The sequence below is a fragment of the Acinetobacter sp. YH12070 genome (genome assembly GCF_013419625.1).
Taxonomy (GTDB): Bacteria; Pseudomonadota; Gammaproteobacteria; order Pseudomonadales; family Moraxellaceae; genus Acinetobacter; species Acinetobacter amyesii.
This window is the reverse complement of sequence record NZ_VOZT01000008.1, coordinates 1-25,890: the sequence shown is the minus strand read 5'-3', so window position 1 is coordinate 25,890 and position 25,890 is coordinate 1. Positions and strand designations below refer to the sequence as shown.

21 protein-coding genes, 1 pseudogene and 1 riboswitch are annotated in these 25,890 nt (G+C 39.7%); of the genes and pseudogenes, 17 read left to right on the top strand and 5 right to left on the bottom strand.

Annotation, left to right across the window (positions count from 1 at the left end):
* Positions 1-395: 395 nt before the first annotated feature.
* The 4 genes and pseudogenes from FTU17_RS17725 to FTU17_RS03460 form a co-directional block, all read left to right on the top strand.
* Positions 396-557 (top strand): annotated as a pseudogene (locus tag FTU17_RS17725) (cation transporter); the annotation flags it as partial.
* A 72-nt stretch (positions 558-629) separates the two neighbouring features.
* Positions 630-3,068, top strand: coding sequence for a copper-translocating P-type ATPase (locus tag FTU17_RS03470; protein WP_373684053.1), 2,439 nt, complete (start codon positions 630-632; stop codon positions 3,066-3,068).
* Position 3,069: 1 nt separating this feature from the next.
* Positions 3,070-3,489, top strand: a complete 420-nt coding sequence (cueR, locus tag FTU17_RS03465) for a Cu(I)-responsive transcriptional regulator (protein WP_180134691.1) — start codon at positions 3,070-3,072, stop codon at positions 3,487-3,489.
* Positions 3,490-3,555: 66 nt separating this feature from the next.
* Complete coding sequence (locus FTU17_RS03460; protein ID WP_078190942.1) at positions 3,556-3,750, top strand: heavy-metal-associated domain-containing protein; 195 nt, start codon at positions 3,556-3,558, stop codon at positions 3,748-3,750.
* A 66-nt stretch (positions 3,751-3,816) separates the two neighbouring features.
* Here the strand turns inward: FTU17_RS03460 and FTU17_RS03455 are convergent, their stop codons facing one another.
* Positions 3,817-4,422 (bottom strand): TetR/AcrR family transcriptional regulator, encoded by a 606-nt coding sequence (locus FTU17_RS03455; protein WP_078190941.1) that lies wholly within the window; start codon positions 4,420-4,422, stop codon positions 3,817-3,819.
* 605 nt (positions 4,423-5,027) lie between these two features.
* Here FTU17_RS03455 and FTU17_RS03450 point away from each other — a divergent pair.
* From FTU17_RS03450 to FTU17_RS03435, 4 genes are all read left to right on the top strand, one after another.
* Positions 5,028-6,806 carry an acyl-CoA dehydrogenase C-terminal domain-containing protein gene (locus FTU17_RS03450; RefSeq protein ID WP_180041492.1) on the top strand — a complete coding sequence of 593 codons (1,779 nt, stop codon included), beginning with the start codon at positions 5,028-5,030 and terminating at the stop codon, positions 6,804-6,806.
* A 101-nt stretch (positions 6,807-6,907) separates the two neighbouring features.
* Positions 6,908-8,077: a thiolase family protein gene (locus FTU17_RS03445; RefSeq protein ID WP_168377520.1), complete on the top strand. Its 1,170-nt coding sequence runs from the start codon at positions 6,908-6,910 to the stop codon at positions 8,075-8,077.
* A gap of 132 nt (positions 8,078-8,209) precedes the next feature.
* A complete protein-coding gene (locus FTU17_RS03440; protein ID WP_180134690.1) occupies positions 8,210-9,709 on the top strand; it encodes a succinate CoA transferase in 1,500 nt (499 codons plus the stop codon).
* A gap of 223 nt (positions 9,710-9,932) precedes the next feature.
* Complete coding sequence (locus tag FTU17_RS03435) at positions 9,933-10,250, top strand: hypothetical protein (RefSeq protein WP_180048939.1); 318 nt, start codon at positions 9,933-9,935, stop codon at positions 10,248-10,250.
* A 91-nt stretch (positions 10,251-10,341) separates the two neighbouring features.
* Here FTU17_RS03435 and FTU17_RS03430 read toward each other — a convergent pair whose 3' ends face one another.
* The gene (locus tag FTU17_RS03430) at positions 10,342-11,043 is read right to left on the bottom strand and encodes an HAD family phosphatase (RefSeq protein ID WP_180134689.1); all 702 of its coding nucleotides are present in this window, start codon (positions 11,041-11,043) and stop codon (positions 10,342-10,344) included.
* A gap of 190 nt (positions 11,044-11,233) precedes the next feature.
* On the opposite strand from FTU17_RS03430, the gene FTU17_RS03425 reads away from it, so the two are divergent.
* From FTU17_RS03425 to FTU17_RS03400, 6 genes are all read left to right on the top strand, one after another.
* Positions 11,234-12,127, top strand: a complete 894-nt coding sequence (locus FTU17_RS03425; RefSeq protein ID WP_168377518.1) for a LysR substrate-binding domain-containing protein — start codon at positions 11,234-11,236, stop codon at positions 12,125-12,127.
* Between the two features lie 198 nt (positions 12,128-12,325).
* Positions 12,326-12,437: riboswitch (guanidine-I (ykkC/yxkD leader) on the top strand.
* Between the two features lie 29 nt (positions 12,438-12,466).
* Positions 12,467-13,204 carry an urea amidolyase associated protein UAAP1 gene (locus FTU17_RS03420; RefSeq protein WP_180134688.1) on the top strand — a complete coding sequence of 246 codons (738 nt, stop codon included), beginning with the start codon at positions 12,467-12,469 and terminating at the stop codon, positions 13,202-13,204.
* A gap of 11 nt (positions 13,205-13,215) precedes the next feature.
* Entirely contained in the window at positions 13,216-13,878 is a 663-nt protein-coding gene (locus FTU17_RS03415) for an urea amidolyase associated protein UAAP2 (RefSeq protein WP_180134687.1), read from the top strand.
* A 3-nt stretch (positions 13,879-13,881) separates the two neighbouring features.
* Positions 13,882-17,502 (top strand): urea carboxylase, encoded by a 3,621-nt coding sequence (gene uca, locus FTU17_RS03410; RefSeq protein WP_180134686.1) that lies wholly within the window; start codon positions 13,882-13,884, stop codon positions 17,500-17,502.
* Between the two features lie 128 nt (positions 17,503-17,630).
* Entirely contained in the window at positions 17,631-17,978 is a 348-nt protein-coding gene (locus FTU17_RS03405) for a type II toxin-antitoxin system RelE/ParE family toxin (protein WP_180041500.1), read from the top strand.
* 1 nt (position 17,979) lies between these two features.
* Positions 17,980-18,282: a helix-turn-helix domain-containing protein gene (locus tag FTU17_RS03400; protein ID WP_180041501.1), complete on the top strand. Its 303-nt coding sequence runs from the start codon at positions 17,980-17,982 to the stop codon at positions 18,280-18,282.
* Between the two features lie 29 nt (positions 18,283-18,311).
* On the opposite strand, the gene FTU17_RS03395 is transcribed toward FTU17_RS03400, so the two are convergent.
* The 3 genes from FTU17_RS03395 to FTU17_RS03385 form a co-directional block, all read right to left on the bottom strand.
* Positions 18,312-20,234, bottom strand: a complete 1,923-nt coding sequence (locus tag FTU17_RS03395) for an AAA family ATPase (protein WP_180134685.1) — start codon at positions 20,232-20,234, stop codon at positions 18,312-18,314.
* 84 nt (positions 20,235-20,318) lie between these two features.
* Complete coding sequence (locus tag FTU17_RS03390; RefSeq protein ID WP_180134684.1) at positions 20,319-22,283, bottom strand: triacylglycerol lipase; 1,965 nt, start codon at positions 22,281-22,283, stop codon at positions 20,319-20,321.
* Between the two features lie 188 nt (positions 22,284-22,471).
* Positions 22,472-23,554, bottom strand: coding sequence for a putative zinc-binding metallopeptidase (locus FTU17_RS03385; RefSeq protein WP_078190924.1), 1,083 nt, complete (start codon positions 23,552-23,554; stop codon positions 22,472-22,474).
* Positions 23,555-24,002: 448 nt separating this feature from the next.
* On the opposite strand from FTU17_RS03385, the gene FTU17_RS03380 reads away from it, so the two are divergent.
* The 3 genes from FTU17_RS03380 to FTU17_RS03370 are packed head-to-tail and all read left to right on the top strand — an operon-like array spanning position 24,003 to position 25,671.
* Entirely contained in the window at positions 24,003-24,443 is a 441-nt protein-coding gene (locus FTU17_RS03380) for a ribbon-helix-helix protein, CopG family (RefSeq protein WP_180134683.1), read from the top strand.
* 11 nt (positions 24,444-24,454) lie between these two features.
* The gene (locus tag FTU17_RS03375) at positions 24,455-24,652 is read left to right on the top strand and encodes a hypothetical protein (RefSeq protein WP_180134682.1); all 198 of its coding nucleotides are present in this window, start codon (positions 24,455-24,457) and stop codon (positions 24,650-24,652) included.
* Complete coding sequence (locus tag FTU17_RS03370; protein WP_180134681.1) at positions 24,649-25,671, top strand: ABC transporter substrate-binding protein; 1,023 nt, start codon at positions 24,649-24,651, stop codon at positions 25,669-25,671. Before FTU17_RS03375 ends, FTU17_RS03370 begins: the two co-directional genes overlap by 4 nt.
* The last annotated feature ends 219 nt before the right edge of the window (positions 25,672-25,890 follow it).

Genomic DNA, 25,890 nt, shown 5'->3' with positions numbered 1-25,890 from the left:
TAAGAGTATGCATATCGTGACAGCAGGGATAACCACTTGAGTGACCCAAACATCAATATGATCCCGACTCCAACTTAAAATTAAAAATAAAAAAGCACACAAATATGCGCAGTTAAAGCAAATGTTCGACAGTTTGTACATGCGAAAGAGAGTAATTCGTTTGGCGGTCACGAATCTCTATCTTACTGAATAATGAGGAAATGTGTAGTTTTAATATCAGAAAAATAAACTAATTGAATAATCATTATTCAATATTATTGATTATGTTTTTAAATCTTCGCAATTCTTTATACCTTAAAGAAAAGCCTTGCTGTGAGTCAGAAAAACTTGACCTTCCCATTGTGGTAAAGTTTAAGCTATAGCCTAAAACAAGCACATATGATTGGGATGTTGCCATGACAGATTCGACAGAACGCAAACTTTTTGATGGCATACTTGCTATTGAAGGGATGACCTGTGCTTCTTGTGTGGCACGGGTGGAAAAAGCCTTAAAAAAAGTCGATGGCATCACTGATGCTCAAGTGAATTTAGCCACTGAAACAGCACATGTTCAGAGTGATAAAAATGTGGATTATTCTGCTGTAATTCAGGCCGTTGCAAAGGCAGGTTTTGGCGTTGCACAAAAGCAGATTGAACTTGAAATTGAAGGAATGACTTGCGCATCGTGTGTTGCACGTGTTGAAAAAGCCTTAAAGACAGTTCCAGAAGTCATCGATGCAAAAGTGAATTTGGCAACTGAAAAAGCCACAATTACGGCATTGGCATCTGTTGAAAATTCTGCATTGGCGAAGTCCGTAGAAAAAGCAGGTTTTCATATTGCACAGCCCAATATTGAATTAAATATTGACGGTATGACCTGTGCTTCATGTGTAGCACGGGTTGAAAAAGCCTTAAACGCTGTAGACGGTGTCAGTAAAGCAACGGTAAATTTAGCCAGTGAAAAAGCCTTTGTTCAGGCGCCAGTTTCAAAAACACAAGAATTGATCGCGGCAGTAAAAAAAGCGGGATACAATGCGACCGTTGCTACGCAGCAACAACCGACAATGGCAGAAAAAAAAGCCGACGAAGCTCGGTTACTCAAACGTGATTTAATCATCGCATTGGTACTCGCTGTTCCTGTTTTTATCTTGGAGATGGGATCACACATGATTCCAGCTTTTCATCATTTTATTGCGCATAATTTAGGGACACAAAATAGTTGGTATATTCAGTTTATATTAACCACTTTGGTGTTAATCCTACCCGGAAGACGCTTTTATCAGCACGGCATACCAGCACTTGCGCGACTTGCCCCGGATATGAATTCTTTGGTCGCAGTCGGGACTTTATCTGCTTATAGTTTTTCTTGTGTTGCAACATTTGCTCCGCAATTATTACCGCAAGGTACGGTTCATGTGTACTTTGAAGCAGCCGCAGTAATTGTGGCGTTGATTCTTTTGGGTCGTTTTATGGAGGCGAAAGCCAAAGGTAAAACATCGCAAGCCATTCAATACTTAGTCGGCATGCAACCCAAAACAGCACGTGTAGAGCAATCTGGAAGCTATATAGATTTGCCGATTAGTGATGTTGAAACAGGTATGTTGATTGAAATACGGCCTGGTGAACGTTGCCCAGTTGATGGTGCTGTAGTGTCTGGGAACAGTTATATTGATGAATCGATGATCAGTGGAGAGCCGATTCCGGTCGAGAAAAAAGCCGGTGATGAAGTTGTCGGTGGTACGATTAACCAAAATGGGGCATTGAAAATACAAGCCACTGCGGTAGGTCAAGATTCTGTTTTGGCACAAATTATCCATATGGTCGAACAAGCTCAGGGTTCAAAATTACCGATTCAAGCTTTGGTGGATAAAGTCACGTTATGGTTTGTACCGGTGGTGATGGCGTTGGCGTTGATCACCTTTTTAGTTTGGTATGTAGTTGGACCTGAACCGAGTTTAACCTATGCATTAGTCAATGCTGTAGCAGTTCTGATCATCGCATGTCCATGTGCAATGGGTTTGGCAACGCCAACGTCTATTATGGTCGGTACAGGGCGAGGTGCAGAGCTTGGAGTATTGTTCCGTAAAGGTGAAGCCTTACAACAACTCAAAAATACGCAAGTGGTTGCGGTCGATAAAACTGGGACATTGACGGAAGGTAAACCGAAACTGACAGATTTTGAAGTCACTGAAGCATTTGATAAAGATCGTGTATTTCAGTTATTGGCCTCCGTAGAGCAGAAATCTGAACATCCAATTGCCTATGCCATCGTACAAGCTGCGAAAGAGATGCAAGTGCAACTTTTAGAAGTTGAACAGTTTGATTCCGTGACTGGTGCTGGGATTCAGGCGGTTGTTGAAGGACAAAGCATTTATATTGGTGCAGATCATTTGATGCATAAACTTGGTTTAGAAACACAAATCTTTTCAGCACTGGCAGAACGCATGGGCAATGAAGGGAAAACCCCGCTATATGTATCGATCGATCAACAGCTTGCTGCCATTGTTGCTGTAGCCGACCCGATCAAAGCCACAACCTTCGCAGCCATTCAAGCTTTGCATGATTTAGGGCTGAAAGTGGCCATGATTACAGGCGACAACCGACATACTGCTTCTGCCATAGCACGACAGTTGAAAATTGATCATGTGATCGCTGAAGTGATGCCAGATCAAAAAGTGCAATCTGTACAACAGTTGCAAAAAGAACATGGTGTTGTATGTTTTGTTGGCGATGGTATTAATGATGCGCCTGCACTTGCGCAAGCAGATGTGGGCATGGCGATTGGTACAGGGACAGATGTGGCGATAGAGGCCGCGGACGTTGTGCTTATGTCGGGTAATTTACAAATGGTGCCGACAGCAATCGCACTGAGCACAGCGACGATGAATAATATTCGCCAAAACCTATTTTGGGCATTTATTTACAATGCAGCATTGATTCCTGTCGCTGCAGGTGTGTTATATCCATTCTTTGGCATATTGCTTTCACCTATGTTCGCAGCTGGTGCAATGGCACTTTCATCGGTGTTTGTTGTATCGAATGCCTTACGTTTAAAAGCATTTAAAGGGCCAGTTTTTCAGGAGTCTTGAGATGAATATTGGACAAGCAGCGAAAGCTTCGGGCATTTCTGCAAAAATGATCCGTTATTATGAATCGATTGGGCTGTTAAATAATGCAAAGCGCACCGATGCAGGCTATCGAATTTACTCGGAAGCCGATATTAAAACCTTGAGTTTCTTAAGACATGCGCGTGATTTAGGTTTTTCTTCTGAACAAATGAAAGATTTACTTGGGCTTTGGAAAAATCAAAGTCGGCAAAGTGTAGAAGTTAAAGCATTGGCGTTAAAACATATCCAGACCTTAAATCAAAAAATCGCAGACTTACAGGCCATGGTTGAGCTCTTGCAACAATCTGTAGATGGCTGTGCCGGTAATGATCAAGCCGATTGTACGATTTTAAATCAAATCGAAACGGGCATGGCTGAGTGCTGCCATACAGCAAAGATTTAAATCCGCTTGACCTTACAATCGTGGCAAGGTTTATAGTGTTGTTATTAGAAAAGAAGGATGAATATCATGAAATTTCGTATTGATAATATGACATGCGGTGGTTGTGCCCGTAGCGTAACAGCAACGATTAAAGACTTAGACGAAAATGCAACGGTCACTATTGATGTAGCTACAAAATTAGTTGACGTTGAATCTAGTGCCAGTGCAGAGCAATTGATTAGCGCTTTAACCGAAGATGGCTTCCCACCTGTGATTGCATAACCTAGATATTGTTTAATGAAAAAAAAAGCCGAACAATTGTTCGGATTTTTTATTTATAAATCAATTCTATACGGCTGAAATTTTATCTGGCGTCATCAGCGCCTGATTAATATATAGCTTGATTAAGCGTTCACGTGAACCGATTGATTTTTGATAATGCGTTGAATTGAGGAGTAGGGATGCACCATAAGTGACCGTCCAAATATAAGATAAATAATCACGTATCGACATTGCGCTTTCAAGTGATTTTAAATAATCACTGGTCATATCCTTAATTTCAATAATACGTTCTTCACGAACACGATAGAGCTCTTCAAATAACTCTTTTAATTTACGTTCATTATTGGTTAAGCGTTCTTCAATGACATGTAATAATATAGTTCGATTAGAATTCAACATATTGTAAAGCATATATTGTGAAACATAAGTTTTAATATCATGATTATATTTTTTTGAAATTTCTAATAATCGTTTTTCATTTAAGATAATCAGTTCTAAATATAATTGGTTTTTACTTTTAAAATGTTTATAAATCGTGCCTTTGGCAATATCTAGTTCACAAGCTAACTCACTTAAGGTGATGTCTTGATTATTATCTAATAGCAGGGTTTCTGCCATGGCTAAAATTTTTTCCTTGCGAAGGATAAAATTTTGTTGGCGTACTGAACTCATGATACCTGTTCCATAAACAGCTTGAGGGTGAACAAGCCTAGCTTAAGCTAAATCTTGTGAATCTTACATTCCACTATGGTCTCAAATATTACATAAATTGGTTTAAAAATAAACACATTAGTAGAGTGCGTAAAGCATATAGAATTCATAGCATAAAATTAATGTCAATAAAACTGAACCCTTGAGGTCATTTTTTTGAAATAAAATTCCATTTTTATTTTTTTTAATTTATTGTCTTTTCGCTTTTACAACAAAAGCAGCATTTAACAAAACGGTCTTGGTTGTTATGTTATTAATACAACCTAAATTAAACATGATTATGGGTACTATTATGTTTGGTTTTAATCAATTACCAATTATAAATTTAGTCAACTCAATAAATTTATTTAAGTGTAATAAAATAATGCTGCTCAAAATATCAGGTGGTTATTTTTCACTTGTCGGTAAAAACACATTATCTATATTCTTTTTAGATATCTATCTGAAAAAACAGATCTTTAAAAAATCCACACAAAATTGATTTGATGATTTTGTGCGGGAGCGTGCAACTTTAAAAAAGTACTTTGTCAAAGACGCTGACAAAGCCTGTAGAAAAGGAAAGTACAATGCCAATATACAATGCGCCGTTAAAGGACATGGACTTCATCTTAAATGATGTATTCAATGCAGATGAGTTCTGGCAGTCAAATGAAAACTTAGCTCATATTGATATGGCGACTGCAAATGCCATTTTAGAAGAAATGGCTAAGTTTTCTAAAAACGTTATTCTAGACTTGAACCGTACTGCAGATGAAGAAGGTGGTGCGCAGTTTAGTAATGGTGTTGTTACTACGCCTACAGGGTTTAAAGACGCTTTTAAACAATTCGCTGAAGGTGGCTGGGTGGGTTTAGGCGCTTCTGAAGAATGGGGCGGCCAAAACATGCCGAAAATGTTGACAGTACTTGCTGACGAAATGATTTGGAGTACCAATCCATCATTTATGTTGTATCCACTACTGACTGTGGGTGCAGGTATGGCGATTAATGACCGTGCTTCGCAAGAGCAAAAAGAAACCTATCTTCCAAAATTTTATACGGGTGAATGGTCAGGCACTATGTGTTTAACTGAACCACATTCAGGGACTGATTTGGGGATCATTAAAACCAAAGCAGAGCCGAATGAAGATGGTTCATTTAATATTACAGGCACGAAAATTTTCATCACCAGTGGTGAACATGATCTGTGTGAAAACATCATCCATCTTGTGTTAGCAAAAACGCCAAATGCACCTGCGGGTTCACGTGGTATTTCATTGTTTATCGTTCCAAAATTCCATGTCAATGCCGATGGCTCAGTCGGTGAACGTAATGCTGTTTCAGCGGGTTCAATTGAACACAAGATGGGTATTAAAGGTTCTGCAACGTGTGTTATGAACTTTGATGGTGCCAAAGGTTATATCGTTGGTAAAGAAAACGAAGGTCTTGCGGCGATGTTTGTCATGATGAACTATGAACGTTTATCGATGGGTATCCAAGGGATTGGCGCTGCAGAATTTGCTTACCAAAATGCTGCACAGTATGCGACTGATCGTCTACAAGGTCGTTCTGCGACAGGTGTGAAATCTCCTGAAAAACCAGCAGACTCTATTTTAGTACATGGTGATGTACGTCGTATGTTGTTGAATGTACGCGCCAACAACGAAGCATCTCGTGCATTTGCTGTGTATGTTGGCCAGCAACTGGATATTACAAAATATTCAACTGACGAAGCTGCAGTGAAAAAAGCTAATGACCGCGTGGCTTTATTGACACCTATTGCAAAAGCCTACCTAACAGATACAGCCCTACAAGCTACTTTAGAAGCGCAAATGTGCTTTGGTGGTCATGGCTATATCCGTGAATGGGGTATGGAGCAATGCATTCGTGACTTACGTATTTCACAGATTTACGAAGGCACAAATGGCGTACAAGCGATTGATTTAATTGGACGCAAAACCACGAAATGTAATGGTGCATTTATTGCCGAATACATTGCTGAAATTCGTGACTTTGCTGCAACCATGGCTGATTCAAAAGTTAAATCTGCAGCATTGCAAGTTTCTGACGAAGTTGAAGCATTAACGCAATTCATTGTAGAACAATCTAAGACCACCCCAGACTTTAGCAGTTCGGTGGCAGTCGATTACCTGCACGCTGTTGGTTTACTCAGCTTTGTGTATATGTTTGCGCGTATTAGCAAAGCTGCGGCTGCAAAACCAGAGAGCTTCTTCCAAAACAAACTGGTACTCGCAGATTTCTATGTTGAGAAAGTTCTACCTGACCTTGCTGCTCGTGCTCAACGCATTAAAGCAGGTTCTGAACTTATCATGCAGCTATCTGAAGAATACTTCACCGCTCAATCTTAAGGTTTCATCGAAACCACTGTGAAAAACATTAAGATGGAAAATCTGAGGAACCAGTCATGGTTCCTTGGGGTTAAAAGATTTAAAACAGGATGAAATAAGAAATGATTGTAATTGTAGATGGCGTACGTACAGCGATGGGTGGTTTTCAGGGTTCACTTTCATCTTGTACAGCCCCAGACTTAGGTGCTGCAGCGATTCAGGCTGTTGTTGCACGTGCAGGTTTAGAACCTACAGATATTGACGAAGTTATTTTTGGCTGTGTATTACCGGCTGGTCTTAAACAAGGTCCTGCACGCCAAGCGATGCGTCAAGCAGGTTTGCCAGATACAACGGGTGCCACCACGATTAATAAAATCTGTGGTTCAGGCATGAAGGCAGTGATGCAAGCAGCTGATGCGATTAAAGCCGGTTCTGCTAATATTGTGGTTGCTGGTGGTATGGAGTCGATGTCAAATGCGCCATATTTACTTGAAAAAGCGCGTTCAGGCTATCGTATGGGGCATGGTAAAACTACAGACCACATGTTTCAAGAAGGCTTAGAAGATGCTGAGACAGGTTTATCGATGGGTATTCTGGCACAAGATATGGCAGATAAAAAAGGCTATACCCGTGAACAGCAAGATGCTTTTGCCATCAACTCACTCAATAAAGCCGTTGCAGCGATTCAAGGCGGTTTCTTCAAAAATGAAATCGTGCCGGTTACCGTTAAAAGCCGTAAAGGTGACGTCGTTGTTGACACAGATGAACAGCCTTTAAGTGCTAAGCCTGAAAAAATCCCTACACTGCGTCCTGCATTCAAAAAAGACGGCACGATCACAGCTGCCAATGCCAGCTCAATTTCTGACGGTGCATCTGCTTTGGTGGTTACATCAGAAGAAACGGCCCAAGCACGTGGTTTAATACCACTGGCAAAAGTCGTTGCTTATGCTACAAATTCACAGCATCCGTCAGAGTTCACGATTGCTCCAGTCGGTGCTATTGAGAAAGTACTTGCACAAGCCGGTTGGGATGCACAAGAAGTTGACCTGTGGGAAGTCAATGAAGCATTTGCCATGGTTACAATGCTGGCGATTGATGGATTTAACTTAGATGAAGCAAAAGTGAACATTCATGGTGGTGCTTGCTCACTTGGTCACCCACTAGGTTCATCAGGTTCACGTATTATTGTGACGCTGATTCATGCCTTAAAACGCACTGGCGGTAAAAAAGGTGTCGCAGCACTGTGTATTGGTGGCGGTGAAGCAACTGCAATTGCGGTTGAACTGATTTAATTTGCCTCAATTTATATAAGTAAGCTTTTAGATAAGTACGTTTTAGATAAGCAATAACAAACGCTATCTCAGTTCGCTGGGATGGCGAAAAAAGATGTTTATTTTGAGATATTTATTTTTTGAGATTTAATTATGAATGGTTTAGATCGCATTCGCTTACTCTCCCTTCGCGACAAAGTAATGTCTGCTGAAAAAGCGATTGAGTTAATTCAAGATGGTTCAGTGGTTGGTTTAAGTGGTTTTGGTGGTGCAGGTGAGGCAAAGACGGTTCCATTGGCACTTGCAGATCATGCAGTTTCACATCCTCTTCGTATCACGTTGGCAACGGGTGCTAGTTTAGGAAATAGTATCGATGGTCGCCTCAATGCGGCGCATGCGATAGAACGTCGTTATCCGTATCAGGCAGATCCTGGTTTACGTAAAGCCATTAACGCTGGCGAGGTCATGTATATTGACCAACACTTGTCTGAAATGGCTGACAATATTCGTCATCATAATTTACCGCGCATTAATGTGGCCGTTATTGCAGCGACTGCAATTACCGAAGATGGTCAAATTATTCCGACAGGTTCATGTGGTAACTCAGCCAATTTCATTGAAATGGCAGATCATGTGATTATTGAAATTGATAATACGATTAACCCAGTGCTCGAAGGTGTACATGATATTTATGTGCCGAAAGCGCGACCAAACCGTGGGCCAATTCCACTGACTCAGGTCGGTGAACGTATCGGTACGATTGGGATCAATGTCAGCCCCGATAAGATTTCAGCTATTGTGTTGAATGATCTGCCAGATACCCAGTTTAAAATGGATGAACCTGATGCTGAAACCCTAGCGATTGCTCAGCATCTGATTGATTTCTTTGAAGGTGAAGTCGCAGCAGGGCGTTTGCCTGAAAATTTAGGCCCGCTACAGTCAGGTGTGGGTTCGATTGCCAACGCTGTATTTGCCGGTTTTGAGCATTCTAATTTCCATGATTTGGAAATGTATTCAGAAGTACTACAAGACTGTACTTTCCAGCTAATTGATTCTGGAAAAATGAAATTTGCCTCAGGCTGTTCAATGACGTTATCTGAGCCTTGTGCACAGCACGTGATGAACAATTTTGATCAGTACAAAGACAAAATTGTGTTACGTCCACAAGAGCTATCTAATAACCCTGAAATCATTCGACGTTTAGGCATTATCGCGATTAATACGGCGCTTGAGTTTGATATTTACGGAAACGTAAATTCGACCCATGTGACGGGTACCAAAATGATGAATGGTATTGGTGGTTCTGGAGACTTTACTCGTCATGCGCACATTGCCATTTTCGTAACCAAGTCGATTGCAAAAGGCGGTGCGATTTCATCTGTAGTCCCAATGGTGAGTCATACCGACCATACTGACCATGACGTTGATATCGTGGTTACAGAGCAGGGCTTGGCAGATTTACGTGGTCTTTCACCACGTGAGCGTGCACGTAAAGTCATTGAAATCTGTGCGCATCCAGATTATCGCGCAGCATTGTTGAGCTACTTTGAACGCGCATGTGAGCGTGGTGGTCAAACGCCGCATATTTTAAAAGAGGCTTTATCTTGGCATGCCACTTTTGAAGAAACTGGTTCAATGCGTCAAATCGTATAAATCTAAAGATTGAAAATTTTTAAATAAGCCCACGATTAAGTGGGCTTATTTTTTATGAAAGACTACAAATGTTTCAAAACATGACAAAAGAAAAACAGCAGCACTTGGTTTGAAACTTTTGCACAACACGAACGGTCTTAAGTTCTGTTCAAGGCTTTCTATAATGCAAAATTCATTGACAAAGAAGGTCAGTATTTTGAAAAAGATTCAATTTTTTTTTGCGATGTTGTTCGCAGTTCTCCTCACTGCATGTAAACAAAGTCCAGCGCCTGATTATGCTGGAACATGGCAAAATACCGCAGTAGATCCGCAACTTGAAAATGCGTTGATTATTAGTAAAAATGGTGAAAACTATTTCATTACCAATACTTTAAAAGATAAACAAAGTGGTAAATCTGAAAAGAAAAATCCTGTACCTGCATCTGTCGCTGAATCTGGTTTACTCGCTTTAAACTCTGGGACAGGTGCTGTTGAATTTGCAATTGACGAAAAAACTGGAAATTTAGTCGGATCTGGATCAATTTATAAAAAAGTAAAATAGATCAATTATCTATTGATGCAAAAATATCAAAAGCAGCCTCTAAATTGGGCTGCTTTTTTTAACTCTAAAGCGAATGTTTATTTGCTTTAACTCAGTTCAAAACCGAAGAGAAATCATGGATAAAATAATCCGCTTTATTTTTGATTTGCTCAATTTCGTGTTCTGAATATGCATCATACACGGCAACGACTTCAATACCCGCAGCATTTGCGGCTTCTACACCAATGAGTGAATCTTCAAAAATTAAACATTCTTCAGGTCTTACTGCAAAATGTTCAATCGCCTGTAAATAGACTTCAGGATGCGGCTTAATATTTTTGACACTTTCACGGGTCAGGATCAGATCAAAAGTATTTTCAAAATGCAGCTTTGGATAAATGTTGATATTTTTTTGATATCGATAAATATTTTGCAAGCTGGTCGTGGTGGTAATTGCCACCTGAATACCTTGCTGAATGAGCTGTTGAACAAATAACGCTGCATGTGGTTTAAGCAAGATGATATGTTCTAAAAAATGCTGTGAAATGGCATATCGTTGCTGTTTGATTTGATCAGCCGTGTGTTGTTCAATTTTATAAGTATCTTTTAGATGGTTACAGTACATTAAGTAAGGGTCTGCGGTGTTTTTAAATAATTGCAGCTGAATGTCACGTTCACGTTGAATTAAACCCAGTTGGATGGTTTGTCCAGTTAACTGTTGAATCAAATCTGCATCGACCTGATTCCACACGCCAACAGAATCGATAAGTGTGCCATCTAAATCAAAACAAACCAGTTTTTTTCCTTGAAGCATGTTGATATCCAAATTCGAGCTATGTCTATTATGCGGACTGATTGGAGTGTTGAAAAGCTGAACTCAACTGAGCAGGCTAAACTGGCGTTTCATCTGCAATAAAAGTAATATTTCGTTATTGGCTTTTTGTATAATTCAGCAGATGATGCACAGCATAACTTGCAATATTTAATTAGGGACTAAATCTTTCGTGTTTGAATTGGACTGTAAACTTCTTAGCATTTTTTTTCATGTTTATAAGTACAAAAATGTGTCGCAAGCTGCTGAACACTTGCAAATGAGTCAGCCTACAGTCAGTAATATTTTAAATAAAATACGACAGCATTATAACGACCCCTTATTTTTACGTATCGGCAATGAAATGGTGCCTACGGAGTTATCGCGTCAATTATTTCCTTTAGTCAGCGAAGCCTTGAGTAAAGTTGAAGCCATTAATAATTTTACAATTAATTTTGATCAAGCCATTTCAGATCAACAATTTACTCTAGCCATGACCGATGTTTCTCATTTGGTTTTATTGCCTAAAATCAGCCAATATCTAAAAAAACATGCGCCACAAATACGTCTAAATGTACGACCGATTACCACTGAAACCAGTTATCAAATGGCGAATGGTGAAATTGATTTGGCACTGGGTTTTTTACCGCATTTGGAAAGCGGCTTTTATCAGCAAAAACTGTTTGAGCAATATTATGTGGTGATTGCAGCTAAGGATCATCCACGATTAAAGGGTGACACCATTACAACTGAGCAATATTTATCAGAGTCGCACATTGATATTGATGCAGGGATGGGGCACTACCATATTGAAAATGAGCTGCTTAACCTTGATTTAAAACGTGATATTTTGATGCGTTTACCTAGTTATTTAGGTGTAGGCTTAGTCGTGCAAGACACTGATGCGATTGCTACTGTGCCGTATTACTTGAGTGAAGTATTGCTTTCGCGCGGCAACTTAAAAATATTTGACGCACCGATTGCATTTCCAACCTATGGCGTGAAGCAATATTGGCATATGTCTTGCCATCATAAAACCAGCCATCAATGGCTACGTCATATGTTCCATGAGATATTGGTAAAATAATTTTTATGCATTACATAAAGCCCAAAAATGATTTTGGGCTTTTTTTTTTGCAATTTTTGCAGCAATTTTGTGCATGGGCTGCACCCGATTTGGTCATGCTATAGCTCAATACTATAAAAAAGTCTAATAAATAGCAGTATTACGTTTATATAAATTGGTAATACTAAATTGGCACAGCCTTTGCATTTCTACATACATCATAAAGTGATCTAGGGTTCCGATACATCTTCATGTATGACCGCGACCGAGAGTTCACGGCTTCGTTTTAATTCAAAGCAAAGCTGCACGGAGGGATAAAAGCCCGGGAGGTAAACAGTTAAGAATTAGGCAGAGGCTGCAATGAGCACAATACATTATCATGACGATAAAGCACTATGGACTGAACTTTTACCGGGTGGACACCACTGGTCAGCGCGTATTCAGCGTGGGGCAGTATTACAGCTTAAATCGCTAGGGCAAAATGCCAATGTGTCGCTGTACTGTGTAAATAGTGAAGATAAGCTTGAACGTTACAACATGCCAGATAGTCTTAAGGGGCAGCACACGGCTTATTTAAGTACAGGTCATATTTTGGCGTCGGATTTAGGCCGTGCCATGATCTCGATAGTCAAAGATGATCACGCTTGGAATGATGCTTTTTGTGCACCAAGTACGGCATCGCAAATTGAAAACCAATTCGGCAACAAAACTTTCCAAGATGCCCGTAATGATATGTACCGTAATGGCAAAGATAGCTTATTGCTTGAAATGACCAAGTTTGGCTTATCTGCAACTGACCTCAGCAGTACCTTAAATTTATTCTCTAAAGTTCAACCTGATGACAATGGCAACTTAAGTTATGTTGCTTCGGACAATACAAATCAAGTCATTGAACTGCGCTTTGAAATGGATTGTTTGGTCTTTTTATCTAGTGCACCACATGGATTATCTCAAGCAGAAGAATATAACTCTGCTGATGTACAACTAAGTTTATTTAAGGCGTTGCCTTTGGCAGACACCGATGTTTGCCGTGATTCTTGCCCGCAAAATCAACGTGCTTTTCAAAATAATAAACGCTATTACGCTTTAACGGCTTGAGGGGAATGATCATGACTGCATTAGTAAATCCAACACAAAATTTTGAAAAATCAGTGTTAAGCGAAGTATGTCCTGCCGGCGAAGCTTGGATGTGCGAAGTCAAAAAAGGGCAATATTTCCGTATCGTTGACCTCGAAGGCAATCAAGCGGTGGATACGCTATTTATCTCTAGCCAAAACCCTGAAGAGCGTTATAGCGCGACGGATACTTTAGCGATTAACCAACAGATTTATTTAGAAAAAGGCACAGCTTTATATACCAACTTTGGCAATAAAATTGCCACTATTCATGATGACAACTGTGGTCGCCATGACACCTTAGGCGGGGCATGTTCATGTGAAAGTAACACCGTTCGTTATGCACATGAAAAATATCCAATGCACAGTTGCCGTAATAATTTCATGATTGCTCTGTCGCAACATTCGATTGCCAAAAAACATGGCTTAAACGTACGTCACATCGGTCCAAATATTAACTTCTTTATGAATGTGCCCGTTACAAGTGAGGGACATCTAAAGTTTGATGATGGTATTTCTGCACCGGGTAAATATGTCGAAGTCAAAGCGGAAATGGATTTGATCGTGCTGATCTCCAACTGCCCACAGCTGAATAACCCATGTAATGCTTATAACCCAACCAAAATTCAATTGATCATCCGTGAAGGCGAGGAATAAGCCATGTCTATAAAATATGGGTTTAATAAAGTATTAATCGCCAACCGTGGTGCAATTGCGTGTCGTGTTATTCGTACCCTTAAAAAGTTAGGTATCCAATCTGTTGCGGTATATTCAGAAGCAGATCGTGATTCATTGCATGTGACTTTGGCCGATGAAGCGGTGTACATCGGTGAAGCACCAGCCAGCCAAAGTTATTTAAATGTCGATAAAATGTTAGAAGTCGCGAAACAAACAGGCGCAGAAGCGATTCATCCGGGCTATGGCTTCTTGTCTGAAAATGCAGAATTTTGTGATCTGTGTGAAGCGCAAGGCATTGTATTTTTAGGGCCAAATTCGGCGCAAATGAAATCCTTTGGCTTAAAACATACCGCGCGCCAACTCGCGATTCAAGCCAATGTACCACTTCTTCCGGGCAGTCAGCTTTTGGCAGATGAAGCTGAAGCACTGCTTGAAGCCAATCGTATTGGTTATCCTGTGATGCTGAAAAGTACCGCGGGCGGTGGCGGTATTGGTATGCGTTTGGTGTGGAGTGAAGAAGAGCTGAAAGATGCTTATGCAACGGTGTCTTATTTAGCCCAAGCCAACTTTAAAGATGCAGGTTTGTACCTCGAAAAATTCGTACAAAATGCCCGTCATATCGAAGTGCAGATTTTTGGTGATGGCAATGGCTTAGTTTTAGCACTCGGTGAGCGTGATTGTTCGGTGCAGCGCCGAAACCAAAAAGTGATTGAGGAAACCCCAGCACCGCATATCAATGATGATCAACGTGCCTATATTCAATCGGTTGCGATTGGGTTGATGCAGTCGGTGAATTACCGTTCGGCAGGTACAGTTGAGTTTGTGATGGATACCGACACACAGGAATTCTATTTCTTAGAAGTGAATACCCGCCTGCAAGTTGAACATGGTGTGACAGAGCAAGTGTTTGGTGTAGACCTTGTGGAATGGATGGTGACTCTCGGTAGTGGGGATTGGATTGCACCAACAGCACAACTTGAATCGAAAGGTCATTCAATTCAAGTACGTTTATATGCAGAAGACCCAATTAAAAACTTCCAACCGAGTGCAGGGCTGTTGACCTATGTCGATTTTGATCCGCAGGCACGCAATGAAACTTGGGTAGAAACCGGTTCAAATGTCTCATCATTTTATGACCCGATGATTGCGAAAATCATTGTCACAGCGGATGATCGTGACTCTGCAATTGCTGCAATGACCGAAACACTCGCCAAAACATCGGTTGCAGGTATCGAAACCAATCTTGAATATCTACAAAATATTATCAACTGCGATGTATTTAAAGCCGGTACGCAAACCACACGATTCTTAAATACATTTGAGTGGAAAACCCAAAAAATTGAAGTGTTGCAATCAGGCATTCAAACTTCTGTGCAAGATGTCACAGGTCGTTTGGGCTATTGGGATGTGGGTGTGCCACCATCAGGTGCGATTGATCCGCTGTCACTTAATGTTGCGAATCAATTGTTAGGCAATGCATATAACACGGCAGGGCTTGAATGCACTTTGCAAGGCCCAAGTTTAAAATTCCACTGTGATAGCCAAATTGTATTGGCGGGTGGTGATATGCCATCAACGCTTGATGGTATGTCTGTACCAATGTGGCAAACCGTGAATGTGCGTAAAGGTCAGATTTTAAAATGTGGAAAAATCGCCACAGGTTGCCGTACCTATATCGGCATTAAAGGCGGTTTGAATGTACCTGAATATTTAGGCTCACAAGCAACCTTTACCCTTGGTCAGTTTGGTGGTCATGCTGGTCGTAATTTATTGATTGGAGATATGTTGCCAATCATGGCATTTACATCTGAACAAGTGACAGCGCTTGCGCCTGAACAAGTGCCAACGTTTAGTCATGAATGGGAAATTGCGGTGAAGTACGGCCCGCATGGTGCACCAGACTTCTTTACTAAAAAAGACATTGATACCTTCTTTGCCAATACTTTTGAGATTCACTTTAACTCAAGCCGTACAGGTATTCGTTTGATTGGTCCAAAACCTGAATGGGCACGTGAGGATGGTGGTGAAGCCGGTTTGCATCCATCGAATATTCATGACAATGCTTATGCCATTGGTGCTATCGACTTTACGGGTGATATGCCGATTATTTTGGGTCCAGATGGTCCAAGTTTAGGAGGCTTTGTTTGTCCTGCCGTGGTGATTAATTCTGAGCTTTGGAAACTCGGTCAATTGAAAGCAGGAGACAAAGTCAAATTTATACCTGTGAGTTATCATCAAGCGAAACTTTTAAATGAAAAATATCATGCACAATTAGAAGCATCTGATACGCAGGTTGTGGCATTTGATGAGTCATTTTATCCTGAACTTTCCACCTTAAAAAATGCGGTGCTTGATACTTTAAAAGGTCAGAATGGTACGCCTGATGTGGTGTATCGTCCTGCCGGCAATAACTACATGTTGGTGGAATATGGTGAGTTAGTTTTAGATCTGAACTTACGTTTCCGTATTCATGCCTTAATGCAATGGGTTCAAAAGCAAAATATTGCCGGCATTATTGACCTGACACCGGGAATACGTTCGCTACAAATCCATTTTGATTCAATCAAACTTAATCAAATTGATTTACTGCGTTTATTACAAGTCGCTGAAGCTGAACTGCCTGATGTGACTGAAATGCAAGTCCCATCACGTACCGTATATCTGCCACTCGCTTGGGAGGATTCACAAACCCAGCTAGCGACAGAGCGTTATATGCAAACAGTACGCCCAGATGCGCCATGGTGTCCTGACAATATTGAGTTTATCCGTCGTATTAATGGTTTAAAAGACAAACAAGCGGTCAAAGATGTGGTTTATGACGCGAGTTATTTGGTCATGGGTTTGGGCGATGTGTATTTAGGTGCACCTGTGGCAACACCTCTTGATCCTCGCCAGCGTTTAGTGACGACGAAATACAATCCTGCACGGACATGGACACCTGAAAATGCTGTCGGTATTGGCGGTGCGTATATGTGCGTGTACGGTATGGAAGGTCCGGGGGGCTATCAATTTGTGGGTCGTACCACGCAAATGTGGTCACGCTACCGTAAAAACCCTGATTTTGAACAAGGCATGCCGTGGTTACTACGCTTCTTTGACCAAATTAAGTTTTATGAAGTTTCAGAAACTGAACTTATGCAAATGCGTGAGGACTTTAAAGCAGGACGCTTAAAACTGCGTGTAGAAGAAGGTGTACTGAATCTAAAAGAATACAATGACTTCTTGACTGAAAATGCCGAATCTATCTCAGCATTTAAATATGTCCAACAAGCCAATTTTGATGAAGAACGTCGTCGTTGGCATGAAGCTGGGCTTGCAGAATATGTTTCTGAAAGTTTGGATGCTGTAGTAGAAGACAGCGATATTCAAATTCCAGAAGGTGGCTGTGCAGTGGAATCGCACATGCCGGGCAGTATTTGGAAAATCGAATGTGCATCAGGCGATATTGTGGAAGAAGGTGCAACGCTTGCTGTGATTGAAGCGATGAAGATTGAGATTCCAATTATTGCGCCTGAGCGTATGAAGGTGGAAGAGATTGTCATTGAAAAAGGGCAAACGGTAAAAACAGGACAAGTGTTGTTTACCTTGGCGCCAGTGGCTTAAATAATCCTCCCTGACCCTCCTTTGAAAAAGGAGGGAATTTTAAGACTGTCCGTAAGGACGGTTTTTTATTTGCAGTGTTTACTCGATTAAATTATGATATAGCTTATAGTCTATATTTTGGTTGTGCTATGTGGACAGTATTGGCCACAGATGTATTTAATGAATGGCTTGCTCAGCAAGACGATTCGACACAAGAAAAGGTCTTGGCAGCTTTGGTTGTGTTGCAATCACAAGGACCAAGCTTAGGTCGACCTTTGGTGGACACTGTATATGATTCTAAATATACCAATATGAAAGAACTTCGTGTGCAACACCGTGGCAAACCGATTCGAGCTTTCTTTGCTTTTGATCCGTTAAGACAAGCGATTGTGTTATGCATTGGTGATAAAAGCGGTAAAAAGCGTTTTTATACAGAAATGCTGGCAATTGCAGATGAGCAATACACTTTGCATTTAAAGAGTTTAGGAGATTCCTAACATGGCAAAAAGTTTACAAGAATTATTGGCAGCTCGCTCTGCTGAAAGCCAAGCTCGTATTCAGCAAATGGCAGAAGAACTGATGCTTGAACAGCATCTTCACATGATTCGTGAAGAGTTGGAAATGTCTCAAAAAGAATTAGCAGAAACTTTAGGGATTAAACAGCCTTCGCTTTCTGCAATCGAAAACCGTGGTAATGATTTAAAAATATCAACCATGAAAAAATATGTAGAAGCAATGGGTGGGAAACTTCGTATTGATGTCGAATTACCTACAGGTAAACATATTGGATTTAATGTTTAATTAAAAAAGACCGCTTAGGCGGTCTTTTTCTAATTTGAATTACACTTTTCAATATGTTTGAAAATTCGGATGCATAGATCCTTTGCTTTTGGTGTCATTTCCCAATCAGGATTTTCATCAAAATATTTGATGATTTCACGACAAAAATCTAGTTTATATTTAATGGTTCCTACACCTGTACCATCGGCAAAAGCAGTTTTTTCAGCAGAAGTTCTTGGATTTCGTATTTGATCATCCAATAATTTTCCTATGCCATAATCTTTATGATCAAAATAATCTAATGAATTAATTCCCTCTAGCTTTTCGATATTAAATCCTTGAGAGGTCTTCCTTTTCATATTACTGAACTTTTTCTGAGCTACACGAAGAATAGAATCTTTAGGTAAAGTATTTTCTGTTTCTTTACAATCCAAAATAATTAAATTTTCTTTATTTAATTCCTTTCTTAAGAACTTTATTTTTTCAGAATTTTTTTGTATGTCGCCATCAGCAATTAATAGCATGTCACTTGCAACAGCAGTTGCACTTTGACCACGGTCTTGCTTTAAAAATTCGATTCTTTCTTCCCGTGTTTTAGGATAATCATCATCAAAAGACCAATGAGATAAATTGCTGCCTGCATATTCCACAAACGTATAGTGATAGTTCGGCATAAATCTACGGTATTTTTTATAAAGCTCCATATCAGCTGACTCTAGTTCAGCTAAATATTTTTCCATATATTTAGTGATATACAGCCGATCTGTAATGCCTTCCACCCAAATCGTACAGTTTGCCAAATAGACAGAAGACGGACGCACACCTAATGAAGCAAGTAAGTCACGATCCCGGTCGCAGCGATAAATTTTAAAATCAAAATTGTTAGATGAACCAGCTTTGGGTTGTTTAACAAATTTTTGAATCATCACTTGATCTGATTCATCTGCCATATCAAGTAAATGATTGGAATGTGTCGTAAAGAAATAATAATGTGGAGTCTCATTTAAGTAGAAGTTCATCAGTTGACGAACCATACCCGCGTGCATATGTAATTCCGGTTCTTCTATAAAAAAGGCATGTGTTTTTGGATTGCCTGCTTTGTCTTTACTTTTTATATAAGCTTCATAAGTTAAGATTATCGCTTGTTGTAAGCCATCACCTAACTCATAAATAGGTCTTTGAGCATCTGAGCCAATTTTAATATGAACGACATCAATCTCATTTCCTTGTTCATCTTTTCCGAATTTTGGAATTAAAGTGACAGGTTCATTATCAAAAAAATACTGACTTAATTTTTCTTCATATTTTTTAATAAGTTCTCGGTGTTCAGGTTCTCCTAATAAGTGAGCTTTAAGCTCGTAATATAAGCGTTCTCCTGTAATTATATTTTCATGATTAAATTTATTCTGATTCTTGAAATAGTCTTTTTGTGCACGCTCTATATAAGGATATTTTTCGTCTAAATCGGTTACAGGGCGCATGCCACGTAAGATAGGGATATAAAATTTAGTATTTGTAAAAATAGGATTTAGGTTTTGCTGAAGTTCTTGATTAAAATATGTTTGAGCTTGCTGAATATTATTATTTGAATAAATTCCTGATAGTTGATTGAATCTTGATAAGTGGGTAAGCGAATTTGAGAATAATGTGATTACAGAACCGATATTGGACGGTTTAATTTGTTCAATCGTTGTTAAAAAATGATTGTAATCATCATGTTTGTTATATTTTTTGCTAACGATTAACCTATTTTTAAAAGTTATTAATTTTCTGAATTGTAGTGAGTTATAAAGTTGCTGACCTTGAGATGTTTTAAATAATTCACGTAAAAACCTACTTTTACCTGCGTTATTTTTACCAATAAAGAAATTAAGTCGTTTGATTTCTATAACTTCATCATAACCAGTTTCACTATCATTATTTGATGTGTAATTTTCTAAATTTTCAGCCCAATAGTATAATTTTTCTGTCATAAAGCCCCCAAAATATAGAGCTAATTTAGCAATAAAACACTGCTTTTAAAAGATAATTTATAAATACATAAAGCAATTTTATCGTTATTGATTCAACGCTTCATTGTCCAAATGCTCTCTCAAAATGCGTCGCAATTCTAAAATGGCATCTGCAGACTCATGGATGGAATGTCCACCATTGAAAATCTTTTCAGACACCGCACCATCTAAATGAGAACTTGTATAGGGAACAATGCCATCCGACATTTTGCTCGGCTCAGTGCTTTGCATCTGATTCCCCATAATAGAATGATAAGGAATATCTTTATTTGGCATGATGTCTGCGGTCAACAGCATAAAACGTGATTGTTGACTTAAATCTGCCGGCCCAGACTTAATCAGGCCCATAGTTGAATTTTTTGCATTCGGGATTTCAACATTGACATCATTTAAAAAACTTAAAGGCAATACCACGATTTTTTTCGCCAAATTGGTAAACCAGCGGTCTGCATAGTCAGTACCATGATGCGGTGCGGCAATGAAAATTGCACGACTAACTGGCTTCAATGCTTTAAAGACAAAACGATCGCGGATAATTGGATGACGTTGTAACTGTGTATTTTGTTCATAGTTCATGAGTGGAATAGCTTGAGCGGAAATATCTGCATCGCTAATCAATAAACGACTGATGATGCCGCCCATACTATGCCCGATAATGACAGCATCCTGAGCCGATGGTGTATTGGGCTGAACAGTTGCAAATGCCTGTTTGAGTAAAGCATTGATTTGAAAGCGACTCTCAAATATTGGCATATTGGTTGAGTAAAACACTTGCCAAACTTGGTAATGATCACGTAGTTTTTGATCACCCATAATGTTATTGGTCAGGCTGATCCAAGTTTCAGGACTGCTGGCTAAACCGTGAACCATGACAATAATCTTTTTATTAGGTTGATACGGCTCTAACATAAACACATGTGGCATGCGCAAATGTTCTTCCTTATTCAGGAGTGTCCAATAGCCAGATTGTCCTAATTTATTTTCGGCTAACCAAAGTCCATAAGGCACAGAATAATTGGCCGTTAGCGTGTAGGACTGAGATTCAATTTTTGCCTTTTTAAATTGATAGGGATTAAATAATTCAACCTTAAACTCTGATTGCGGTGACACAATTTCACTAATGCTGCTATTGGTCTTGGCAGGTTCGGCGATCGCACTGACAGATAAATACCGTGCCGTATGGATATTGGGGTTAGGTTTATTTGAATAATATTGTTCAGGATCTAATACAAAAGGCTGCGCAGCAGACAGATCCGTGGCTTTTTTGACTAAGACAAATTCAGAACCAATGCCTTCCTGACGGTTAATGGTTTTTAGGCCTGAAAAATTAAAATTATAGCTCGACAGTAATTTATCAATGTCCGCATTTTTGATTTCAGGATAATACTCATAGTTAAAATGATAAAGCGATGAACCCAGCATTAAACTTTCAGGCATTTGCTGATAGTCAAAACGGGTGAATGATGAGGTGATTAAACGTGATAAAGCCACATTATAAAAGGTGCGGACTTGTCCCTGACGCAAATCAAATAAGCGTTCTTCTGGGGCTTGAGCGGATTTAAATAGATAGACATAGCTGTAACGCAGACTGAAATCAAAGTCTGCAAGCTGCTGATCCATACACATTTTAATTTTACTTGAAGCTAGTTTTCCGCTGTGTTGTTTTAAGCTTTTTTTGCATTGTGGATTTTGATCGGCGTTTAAAGCACGTGCCATGTACAGCTCACTTGCTGCTGCATAGACTTGAGCAATATCTAAAGTTTCATTGTTACGCATTTTGTGAATACAGCTTTCAAGCGCATTTAAACAAGATTGGTCGCTTTCATTCACCATTAACAGGATTTGATGGCTAAATGTACTGAGCTTCTGATGGGTTAATATGCTATCTGTTTTATTATTTAGTGACGCACTGAGTTGATTTTCTTGTAATTTGATCAATTGACATCCACTGAGCAAACTCAGGCTGATGATACACATAAAACGAGCGGGTAAATGCGTGAAAGGCATCATTGGAAAGGTCACAGGCATCTATTTTTTGTTATTTTAACCTTTATAAAATAGTAAAAATAGGGCAGGTGTTACAGCGCTCAATCCAAGAAAATTACTACGTATACATCCTTTCTATAAGCTAATGTACGAATACTGTGATACCGAAAAGTTGATTTGAGATTCAAACACTGTCACGTGTTAAATTTAATCTAATTGTGCTGCTGGTTTTTTAAGGTCATGTTGAGCAGTTTGTGGTGAATGAATCGTAATTTATCCAATACGGGATTCGACAATGTAAATGGATAAGCATCATCTAAGCCCATGCTGCGGTTCAATGCATTTAAATTAAAGGTCAAGGTCATCCAATGTTGCAGCAAGAGGTCAAAATCCTGAGCGCCAATCGGGTTCTCTTTCAGTTCTAAATTATTTAAATCTGACTTATTGGTTTTGACCACTAATCCTGCATAGTAGGCGGTTTCAAGAGTGTCCATCATGTGCAAATAATGCGCCCATGTTTCCGCCCAATCTTCCCAAGGATGCGTACTGGCATAGGAACTGACATAGTAATCCGCCCAATTTTGCGGCGCACCATCATTATAATGTCGTTTCAAAGCTTCACTATAATCTTGTCGTTCATCACCAAACAGTTCCCGAAATTCCTCAATCAGTTCAGGGTGTAAATGTTTGATCAAATCAAAATAATAATGACCGCTTTCATGTCTAAAATGACCTAGAAGTGTACGGTAGTTTTCACCCATTTTTATACGCGTTGTTTCGCGGTAAATCACATCTGCTTCACTGGCATTTAAGGTAATAATGCCATTGGCATGACCGGTCATGACAGGTGTATTTTCTGTTGGCATCAGAAAGTCAAAACGCAGCCCAAAACGGTCATCTTGACTGCGTTTAGGACGCGGCATGGTATTGAGCTGCTGCATCAAATATAAAAAACGCCGTTTGGCATGTTCCAATCGTGCCCAGTACACAATATGGTCTGGGTTATCTAAGTTGGGAATGGTGTGCGTGAGCAGGCAAGACTCACAGTAAATTTCTTCACTGTCGGCAGGCACCATCCAGTTGCAAACCTGATGATGCTGATAATTATGACAAGGCTTAAAGCGTTTTCCCTTTATTTCAGGATTTAACGCAAGCCACAGCGTAGTGCTGTGCTTTTCAAAACAACCCATTTGCTTTTCAGAGGCAATATAACCCAGCGCAGTCTGACAATTGACACAGTGTGAATTGGCAAAAAAGATTTGGTTAGAACATACCGCGCAGCTGAAATACTTCATAGGCGTTGAGTGATGAATAGAATGATCAATCAGTATAAATGATGTTCAATGTTGATGAAATAAATTGAACTTCGAGTTTGTTGCATGTCGGTCAATGCTCTTGCTTAAGAACAACGACCTTTAGAAATAGTCTTTCATCAAATAATACATCGCAGCAATAGTGCAAATGAGTCGCTATGAGTGCACTTGTTGCACAAATGATGAACAATAAAATCTATAAGAAAGTTAAAAGAAGAAAATAATCGATCATTTTTCATATTCCTCACTTGGCACAGTTTCTGCATTTCTATCGATATTACGAAATAAATATTTTGTATTACTTAAACAGGAGATGCATATGAACCGCCATCAATCTGCAACATTTCTGCATCAATTAAAGCATTTATTTATTGAACTACTGAGCGCCCGTGCGGGTTTCTATATTCAGCAAAAAAAATAAGGAAAAACAGTGCCTAAACAAAAGCTGGCGCGTATCAGTATTACAGTGCCTGAAAAAACAGTCGATGCTTTGGATCAAAAAATTGTCGATCAGCATTATGAAAGCCGTTCTCAGGCCATTGTCGACATGATCAATAAGCATCTGATTGCCGATCAGGAGCAGCGCAACGAAGTGATGGTTGGCACGTTTACCTTACTTTATGACGCAAGTAGTACGGCGCTACGTATTCAGCTTTTAGATTTACAGCAGCAGTTTTTAGAACAAGTGGTGAGCTCGCTGCATATTCAGCTTGATGACCACAAAATTTTAGAAGTCATGATTCTGCAAGGCATCAGTTCAGAGCTCAAAGTTATCAGTCAGCATTTTTCAGCACTTAAAGGTGTGATTAAAGGACATTTGGAGTTGATGGACGCTGTAATGCCGCCAATTCCGCAAAATGCAAAGAATTAAGGAGTTTTAAAATGGGCCAATTATATCGATCGCAAGGTCAGTTTAAAGATCAAATCACAAACCAAAAGCAAGCACATGCTAATGCAGCCAACCAAAGACCAAATCGTGCAAAGCACCATGCTCAATCTGTCAGCAATCCGAATACATCATCGTTTTTGTATACCAATACCAAATTTAACTGTAATGCCATCGGGGAAATCGCACTATGATCAAAAAAGCCTGCTTATCTGCATCCGTTTTGACCGCCATCTTACTAGGTGGTTGTGACAATACGGCCAAAACACCTGAACCAAATGCTCAGGCAGAAGGCGCAGTCAATACAAAAGCCATCACGATCGGCTATAGCGACTGGCCTGGTTTTGTCGCATGGCAAGTTGCTATTGAAAAAGGCTGGTTGAAAGAAGCTGGTGTCAATGTGAACTTTAAATGGTTTGATTATTCAGCTTCACTATCTGCATTTGCGGCAAATCAGTTGGATGCTGTTCTAGTCACCAATGGTGACAACTTAGTCACGGGTTCTGGCGGCACTAAAGGCGTCATGATTATGGCGACGGACTATTCTGCGGGTAATGATGTTATCATCGCGAAAGATGGCATCAATAGCCTTGCCGATTTAAAAGGAAAAAGTGTCGCAACAGAAAAAGGCTTGGTTGATCACTTGCTTTTGGCGACGGCGTTGGATGATACAAAAATTCAAGCGTCTGAAGTGAAATTGGTCAACACCATGACCAACGAGCTGCCACAAGTATTTGCGAGTCCTGATATTGCAGCAATTGCCGTGTGGCAACCGGTCGCAAATCAAGCACTGAAAGCTGTTGCTGGCTCTAAAATTATTTATACATCGAAAGATAAACCCGGTCTGATTTACGACACATTAACCGTCAATATGACGCATTTATCTGCCAACAAAGAAGAATGGAAAAAAATTATTCAAGTTTGGGATAAAACGGTTAAATACATCAACGACCCTGCAACGCATGCCGATGCAGTGAAAATCATGTCAACCCGAGTTGGTGTTGACCCTGCACAATATGAACAGTTTATTGGAGGCACACATTTATTGGACTTGGCTGCCAATAAACAAGTCTTTAAAAAAGGTACAGGATTTGATTCACTTTATGGCTCGAGTTATCACGTGAACAAATTTAATGTTGCCAATGGCATTTATAAAACCGAAATGGATGTCGATGGATCAATCTATCCAACGTTGGTTGAAGAACTGAAATAAGTTGAAATATAGCTAAAAAAAAGCCCTGAATGATGTAAAAATTTCAGGGCTTAACAACATCAAATTAATATCCTAGGACTTACGCATTGACTGATTCAAAAAAGTATTAAAATACTTTATAAAGTATCTGTGATCAGACGAATTAAACATGCTTCTACAGCAACTTGTACATTACCCATTTATATGGGCTTTCTCATGACAGAACCGAACTCTATTAGC